At 53.3% G+C, this 7,443-nt stretch carries 8 protein-coding genes and 1 pseudogene; 8 read left to right on the forward strand and 1 reads right to left on the reverse strand.

Going from position 1 to position 7,443, the window contains the following annotated elements:
* Window positions 1-29: 29 nt before the first annotated feature.
* Window positions 30-242, reverse strand: a complete 213-nt coding sequence (locus A918_RS0118215; RefSeq protein ID WP_022712433.1) for a SlyX family protein — start codon at window positions 240-242, stop codon at window positions 30-32.
* A gap of 254 nt (window positions 243-496) precedes the next feature.
* On the opposite strand from A918_RS0118215, the gene A918_RS0118220 reads away from it, so the two are divergent.
* The 8 genes and pseudogenes from A918_RS0118220 to deoA all read left to right on the forward strand — a co-directional run bounded on the left by A918_RS0118220 (window position 497) and on the right by deoA (window position 7,430).
* Window positions 497-2,047, forward strand: a complete 1,551-nt coding sequence (locus A918_RS0118220) for an ABC transporter ATP-binding protein (protein WP_022712434.1) — start codon at window positions 497-499, stop codon at window positions 2,045-2,047.
* Window positions 2,047-2,604: a cysteine hydrolase family protein gene (locus A918_RS0118225; RefSeq protein ID WP_022712435.1), complete on the forward strand. Its 558-nt coding sequence runs from the start codon at window positions 2,047-2,049 to the stop codon at window positions 2,602-2,604. The genes A918_RS0118220 and A918_RS0118225 overlap by 1 nt, the downstream gene beginning before the upstream one ends.
* Window positions 2,601-3,737: an ABC transporter permease gene (locus A918_RS0118230; RefSeq protein WP_022712436.1), complete on the forward strand. Its 1,137-nt coding sequence runs from the start codon at window positions 2,601-2,603 to the stop codon at window positions 3,735-3,737. Before A918_RS0118225 ends, A918_RS0118230 begins: the two co-directional genes overlap by 4 nt.
* Window positions 3,738-3,742: 5 nt before the next feature.
* Entirely contained in the window at window positions 3,743-4,714 is a 972-nt protein-coding gene (locus A918_RS0118235) for an ABC transporter permease (protein ID WP_022712437.1), read from the forward strand.
* Between the two features lie 35 nt (window positions 4,715-4,749).
* Window positions 4,750-4,861 (forward strand): annotated as a pseudogene (locus tag A918_RS22480) (flagellar basal body P-ring protein FlgI); the annotation flags it as partial.
* Between the two features lie 29 nt (window positions 4,862-4,890).
* Window positions 4,891-5,283, forward strand: a complete 393-nt coding sequence (locus tag A918_RS0118240) for a cytidine deaminase (protein ID WP_022712438.1) — start codon at window positions 4,891-4,893, stop codon at window positions 5,281-5,283.
* A 4-nt stretch (window positions 5,284-5,287) separates the two neighbouring features.
* Window positions 5,288-6,097: a purine-nucleoside phosphorylase gene (locus A918_RS0118245; protein ID WP_022712439.1), complete on the forward strand. Its 810-nt coding sequence runs from the start codon at window positions 5,288-5,290 to the stop codon at window positions 6,095-6,097.
* 19 nt (window positions 6,098-6,116) lie between these two features.
* Window positions 6,117-7,430, forward strand: a complete 1,314-nt coding sequence (deoA, locus tag A918_RS0118250; protein ID WP_022712440.1) for a thymidine phosphorylase — start codon at window positions 6,117-6,119, stop codon at window positions 7,428-7,430.
* The last annotated feature ends 13 nt before the right edge of the window (window positions 7,431-7,443 follow it).

Genomic DNA, 7,443 nt, shown 5'->3' on the forward strand with positions numbered 1-7,443 from the left:
GCCCTTTTCCATTTGAAATTTCTTTGTGCTTACCAGTGGGGCGGTTTGGTCACGGAGACTTCCGGCGCTGTTTGTTCTTCCAGTTCAAGAAAGCGATCAGTCAGAGCGCTGAGCTTTTTGTTCAGTGCGGTAATCAGCTTCCATTGCTCGGCAATCTCACCGGACAGGTCTTCAATTGTCTTTTCCTGTTCCGCATTGCGAATTTCCAGCTCTGTAAGCCGGTCGGACAGATTTTCAGACATGGGTGGTTTCCTGACAGATCAGAGGGTGTTTTGTATTCATATAGTGCACGGAAGTGATATTTCACGCTATTATGAGGGGTGAAATGCGGCTTTGTGGTGGTTTACACACAGCTTTATGCAATAGCATATATTGTTAACTGCGTGGCGGAATCAGTTAAAGTAGAACATGTCAGATGTTTTCATTTGATGTTCGCGATATGTTATTTGATAAAAATGCTCCGGCAATGCGATGTCGATGATTAACGGATGGGATAATGGCGCAGCCTGCACTTGAACTGACAGGAATTGATAAGCGTTTCGGCGCTGTGCACGCAAACCGTGCTATTGATCTGCGGATCGAAAAGGGAACCATCCACGGGATTATCGGCGAAAACGGTGCCGGAAAATCGACTTTGATGTCGATTATCTACGGTTTCTATCAGCCGGATAAAGGCACGATCAAAGTCAATGACCGGCAGGTGCATATATCCAATCCGGATGCGGCAATCGCTGCGGGCATCGGTATGGTACATCAGCATTTTATGCTGGTTGATAATTTTACAGTGCTTGAAAATGTGATGCTGGGTGCGGAAGGTGCGCCTTTATTATCCACCGGCATTGCAAAAGCACGCGAGCAGCTGAAAGCGCTCGAAAAAGAATATGCGCTGGATGTTGATCCTGATGCGGTGGTCGAAGATCTGCCGGTTGGCTTGCAGCAGCGTGTGGAAATTCTGAAGGCGCTGTATCGCGGCGCGGAAATTCTGATCCTTGATGAACCGACCGGTGTTCTGACACCGTCCGAGGCTGACCATCTGTTCCGCATTTTGCGGCAGCTGAAAGATCAGGGCAAAACCATTGTTCTGATTACCCATAAGCTGCGCGAGATTATGGCAGTGACAGATAATGTTTCGGTAATGCGGCAGGGCACGATGGTTGCCACCCGCAAAACCGCTGAAGCAAGCGTGGAAGAACTGGCTGAACTGATGGTTGGCCGCCGTGTTTTGCTGCGCGTGAACAAGCAGGCTGCGACACCCGGTGAGCCTGTATTACAGGTGAAGAACCTTGTCGTGCGTAATGCGCAGAAAACCACAGTCGTGGATACGGTGTCTTTTGATGTGCGTGCCGGTGAGATTGTCGGCATTGCCGGTGTTGCCGGTAATGGCCAGTCAGAGCTGATCGAAGTGATTGCCGGTATTCGTCGCGCCGAGAGCGGTGTGGTGATGCTGAACAGCCTGCCGGTTAATGTGACGGGTAATGCGCATCCGGCAGAATTGCGCCGCCGTGGTCTCGCCCATGTGCCGGAAGACCGCCACCATATGGGGCTGGTGCTGGCCTATGAGGAATATGAGAATTCCATTCTCGGCTATCATGATGATCCGCGCTATCTCAAAGGGCCGTTTCTTAATATTGAAGCGATCATGCAGGATGCAAAGGGCAAAATTGCGCAATATGATATCCGCCCTGCCGATCCGCGTCTGAAAACTGCGAATTTCTCCGGTGGTAACCAGCAGAAGATCGTGCTGGCACGTGAGATGGAACGCAATCCGGATGTGCTGATTGTAGCGCAGCCGACGCGCGGCGTGGACGTCGGTGCGATCGAATTTATTCATAAACGTATTATTGAAATGCGCGATGCCGGTAAGGCCGTGCTGTTGATTTCTGTTGAGCTGGACGAAATCCGTTCGCTGTCCGACCGTATTCTGGTGATGTTTGCCGGACGTGTTGTCGGTGAGTGCGGGCCGGAAGCCGGTGAGGGGGAAATCGGCCTGCTGATGGCGGGTATTCAGGATGAAGATAATAAGAAAACCGAAAAGGGCCTGCATTGATGATTAGCTCAACACCGGCATTGCTCATCATTGATATGCAAAAGGCTATTGATGATCCGAAATGGGGTCGCCGCGGACAACCACAGACTGAAGCGAATTTACAGCGCCTGCTGGAAGCATGGCGCGAACGCCGTCTGCCAGTGGTGCATGTGCGCCATGATTCAACCGATCCGCAGTCGCCTTATCGCGCGGGAACGGCAGGCAATGACTTTAAAGCAGAAGTCGAGCCCCAGATCGGTGAACCGGTCGTGGATAAACGTACCAACAGCGCTTTTATCGGCACAGATCTGATGGATGTGCTGGATGAGTTGCAAATCCGCACATTGGTTGTCGGCGGTGTGCTGCTTGAAAATTCCGTTGATGCAACAGTGCGCATGGCTGCTAATCTCGGTTTTGAGGTGATTGTGCCGGAAGACGCGGTTGCCAGTACAGACCGCACCGATTTGCAGGGCCGTCTCTGGAGCGCGGAAGATGTGCACGCGCTGACACTTGCCGTGTTGCAGGGAGAATATGCGCAGGTAAAAACCACTGACGCCGTGATCGGAATGTTGCCATGAGCCAGCCTTTTGCAAAATTACCGCGCTGGGTGGATTATGGTCTGATCCCGACACTGAACCTGCTGGTTGCGTTTCTGGTTGCCGGACTTGTGGTGCTGCTGGTCGGAGAAAATCCGCTGGATGCAGCACTGCTGATGGTCAAAGGTGCCTTCGGCTCCGGTGAAGGCATTGGCTATACGCTGTTTTATGCCACGAATTTTATCTTTGCCGGTCTGGCTGTTGCTGTCGCTTTTCATTGCGGGCTGTTCAATATTGGCGGTGAGGGGCAGGCTTATATCGGTGGTCTTGGCGTGGCGCTGATCTGTCTCTGGCTGGATGCATCCATGCCGTGGTGGATTACCATGATTGCGGCATTGCTTGGCGGTGCTATTTTCGGTGCGCTCTGGGCGCTGATACCGGCATGGCTTTTGGCTAAGCGCGGTTCGCATATCGTGATCACCACGATTATGTTCAACTTCATCGCCGCCAGTCTGATGGTCTATCTGATTATCAATTTCATCAAGCCGATTGGCGTGATGGCACCGGAAAGCCGCGGTTTTGCGGAAGGTGGGCAACTGCCGAAACTCGACTGGCTGATGAACCTGTTCGGTATGGAAATCCGTTCGGCACCGCTGAATATCAGCTTTTTGCTGGCGCTTTTGGCCTGTTATCTGGTGTGGTTGCTGATCTGGCGGACAAAAATCGGCTATGAAATCCGCACCATGGGGCATAGCCCGCGTGCCGCTGAATATGCCGGTATTAATCCGTCGAGAACGATTATTATCACCATGCTGATTTCCGGTGCACTGGCCGGTATGATGGCGCTTAATCCGGTGATGGGTGCGCAATATCGCCTGCAGCTGGACTTTGTTGCCGGTGCCGGTTTTGTGGGGATTGCGGTGGCACTGATGGGGCGCTCGCATCCGGTGGGGATCATTCCGGCGGCGATCCTGTTTGGTATGCTTTATCAGGGCGGTGCGGAAATCGCTTTTGATATGCCGAATATTTCCCGCGATATGATTGTGATTATTCAGGGTCTGGTGATCCTGTTTGCCGGTGCGATGGAGCATATGTTCCGCCCTGCTTTCCAGCGGTTTTTCATGCGTTTTGCATCGCGAAATGCTGCCGGTGCAGCCACGAAAGCAGGGGAGTAAGCGCCATGGACAGCTATGTAACTCTTATTCAGCTGCTTGATTCAACTTTGCGCCTGTCTGCGCCTTTGCTGTTTGCCTGTCTTGCGGGGCTCTATTCAGAGCGCGCAGGGATTGTTGATATCGGTCTTGAAGGTAAAATGCTGGCCGGTGCCTTCGCTGCCGGTACTGTTGCTGCCATCAGCGGTTCTGCCCTTGTCGGTCTTGGTGCGGCTTTGCTGGTTTCGATGCTGTTGTCGCTGGTGCACGGTTTTGCCTCGATCACGCATCGCGGTAATCAGATTGTTTCCGGTCTGGCGATCAACTTTATCGCTGCGGGTACAACAATTATTCTCGGTCAGGCATGGTTCGGACAGGGTGGCCGTACACCGTCTTTGCCAAACAGCGCCCGTTTTACATCTATTAATTTTCCGGGCGCGGAAGCCGTTAAGGACGTGCCGGTTGTCGGCTATCTTTATGCGGAGCTGATTTCCGGTCATTCCATTCTGGTTTATCTGGCTTTCTTGATGGTGCCGCTGACATGGTGGGTATTGTATCGCACCCGCTTTGGTCTGCGTCTGCGTGCGGTGGGTGAAAATCCTGCGGCGGTTGATACAGCCGGTATTTCAGTGACATGGCTGCGTTATCGCGCAGTCATTATCTGCGGCCTGCTCTGCGGTATGGCCGGTGCCTATCTGGCGACAGCACAGGGCGCAGGCTTTGTTAAGGATATGACTGCCGGTAAGGGCTATATTGCTCTGGCCGCACTGATCTTCGCCAAATGGCGTCCGGTGCAGGCGATGTATGCTTGTTTGCTGTTCGGCTTTCTCGATGCGCTGGGCATTCGTCTGCAAGGCCAGTCGCTGCCGCTGATCGGTGATGTACCGGTACAGTTCATGCAGGCTCTGCCATATATTCTGACCGTTATTCTGCTGGCAGGTTTCATCGGCAAAGCCATTCCGCCGAAAGCGGGTGGTATTCCATACGTGAAAGAACGCTAAATGCCTGTTTCAAAAGACACCAGACCGGCCTGCAAATAGCAATTTCCTGTGTTCCGGTGCTCACGTACCATTAAGTACGCTGCGCTCCGTTACTCGGAAATCACCATTTTCGTCACGGCCTGTTGCTTTTTAATTCAGGCATTGAAATCAAATGTGAAAATTGAGGAGGGGCTGATATGGCTCAGGATCTATTTGATGCAGCCTATGCTGCAATGCAGAAATGCCATGCCCCTTACTCGAAATTTCCCGTTGGTGCTGCCTTGCGCACCAAAGACGGGCGGATTTATTCCGGCTGCAATATTGAGGTGATTTCCTTCCCTGAAGGCTGGTGTGCCGAGACCACCATGCTGTCGCATTATGTGATGGATGGCGGCGGTGAGATTGCCGAAATTCTGGTGATGGCTGAGAAACTGGAAAAATGCTCTCCTTGCGGCGGTTGCCGTCAGCGTCTGGCAGAATTTGCCGGTGCCGATGTGCCGCTGCATTTGTGCGACAGTTCCGGTGTTGTGCAGACCGTGACAATGCGCGAATTGCTGCCATTCAGTTTTCAGACCGATGTGATTGGTTAAGGCCATGACCGAAGCAGCTTTGATTTTACGCGCCCGTTTGAATGAAGCTTTTGCCGGTGAAACGCTGAAAGTTGCTATTGTGCTGGGTTCCGGCCTTGGCGGACTGGTCAGTGAACTCGATGATCCGGTGCATATCCGTTATTCCGATCTGCCGCGCTTTCCGAAAAGCGGCGTCAGCGGCCATGCGGGCGAGGTGGTTGTTGGTCGCTTAATGGGTAGGCTGGTAATGGTGCTGGCGGGACGTGCGCATTATTACGAGCAGGGTGACGCAGCGGCGATGCGCCCAGTGCTGGAGACACTGAAAGCGCTTGGTATTGAAACGCTGATCCTGACCAATGCCGCCGGTTCTGTGGTGCAGGAGATGGCACCCGGCAGCGTGATGCTGATCGATGATCATATTAATTATTCCGGTATGAATCCGCTGATCGGCGAACATACGGATGCGCGTTTTACCGGTATGACAGCGGCCTATGATGCAGAGCTGAAGCAGGCTTTCCGCGATGCGGCGCGCGCAGCGGGTGAAAAGCTGTATGAAGGTGTCTATATGTGGTTCTCCGGCCCGTCTTTTGAGACACCGGCAGAAATCCGTATGGCGCGGGTGCTGGGTGCCGATGCTGTGGGCATGTCCACTGTGCCGGAAGTCATTCTGGCGCGTTTTCTGGGGCTGCGGGCTGCTGCCTGTTCGGTCATCACCAATTATGGTGCAGGCATGAGCGGTGATGAATTATCGCACCATGAAACCAAGACTATGGCGCCTTTGGGCGGCCAGAAACTGCAAAAAATTATCAAGATACTGGTTGGCGAAATCGGCTGATCGTTAAAAAGGTGCCGCTATGCTGCCACAGGAAATCATTCGGGCAAAACGCGATAGACAGGTTTTGAGCGCGGAGCAAATCAAGGCATTTGTGCGCGGTATTACCGATGGCAGTGTGAGTGAAGGGCAGATTGCCGCTTTTGGCATGGCGGTTTATTTCAATGGTATGACCCGTGATGAGGCTGTGGCGCTGACAACGGCGATGCAATATTCCGGCGATGTGCTGGAATGGCGCGATCTTGACGGGCCTGTGGTGGATAAACATTCGACAGGCGGTGTGGGCGATAATGTTTCGCTGATGTTGGCACCGATTGTTGCTGCCTGCGGTGCCTATGTGCCGATGATTTCCGGTCGCGGCCTTGGCCATACGGGCGGCACATTGGATAAGATGGATGCCATTCCCGGTTATCAGAGCTATCCTGATAAGGTTTTGTTCGACAAAGTTGTGCGCGATTGCGGTTGTGCGATTATCGGCCCGACCGGCGACCTCGCTCCGGCGGATAAGCGGTTTTATGCCGTGCGTGATGTGACGGCAACGGTGGAATCCATTCCGCTGATTACCGCTTCTATTCTCTCGAAAAAACTGGCTTCCGGTATTGGCGGGCTGGTGCTGGATGTGAAAACCGGCAGCGGTGCTTTCATGCCGACATTTGAAGCTTCGCAGGCTTTGGCGCAAAGTCTGGTGCAGGTGGCTAATGGTGCGGGCTTGCCGACCAGTGCACTGATTACCGATATGAACGAGCCATTAGCCGATTGCGCCGGTAATGCTGTTGAAGTGCAAAATGCCGTTGATTTTCTGACCGGTGCCAAACGGCAGTCGCGTCTCGCGGAAGTTGTGCTGAATTTTGCCGCCCATATGCTGGTCACAGCAGGGCTGGCTCAAACTGTTGCTGATGGTCTGGCAAAAGCGCAAACAGCTCTGGATAATGGCAGAGCAGCAGAAAAATTCGGCCGTATGGTTTCTGGCCTTGGCGGACCTGCGGATTTCGTTGAAAGAGCAGCACATTATCTGCCGGTTGCACCTCTTCAGGTGCAGGTGTCTGCTGAGCGCGATGGCTATATCAGCGCCATTGATACACGCGCAGTCGGTATGAGCGTTGTCGCATTGGGCGGCGGGCGTATGCGCCCGCAGGATCAGATCGACCCTTCAGTCGGTGTGACCAATATTCTGCCGTTGGGCAGCGAAGTCAAAGCTGGTGATGTGCTGGCGCTGGTTCATGCGCAGACGCAAGACAAAGCCGATCAGGCGGTGCAGATGGTGCGGCAAGCGATGATGCTGAGTGATAGTGAACCGCAGCTCAATCCGGTGATTTATGAAACCGTAACTGCATAAAAAAAACAGCGCG

It is taken from the genome of Pseudochrobactrum sp. AO18b (assembly GCF_000409565.1).
Classification (GTDB): domain Bacteria; phylum Pseudomonadota; class Alphaproteobacteria; order Rhizobiales; family Rhizobiaceae; genus Pseudochrobactrum; species Pseudochrobactrum saccharolyticum.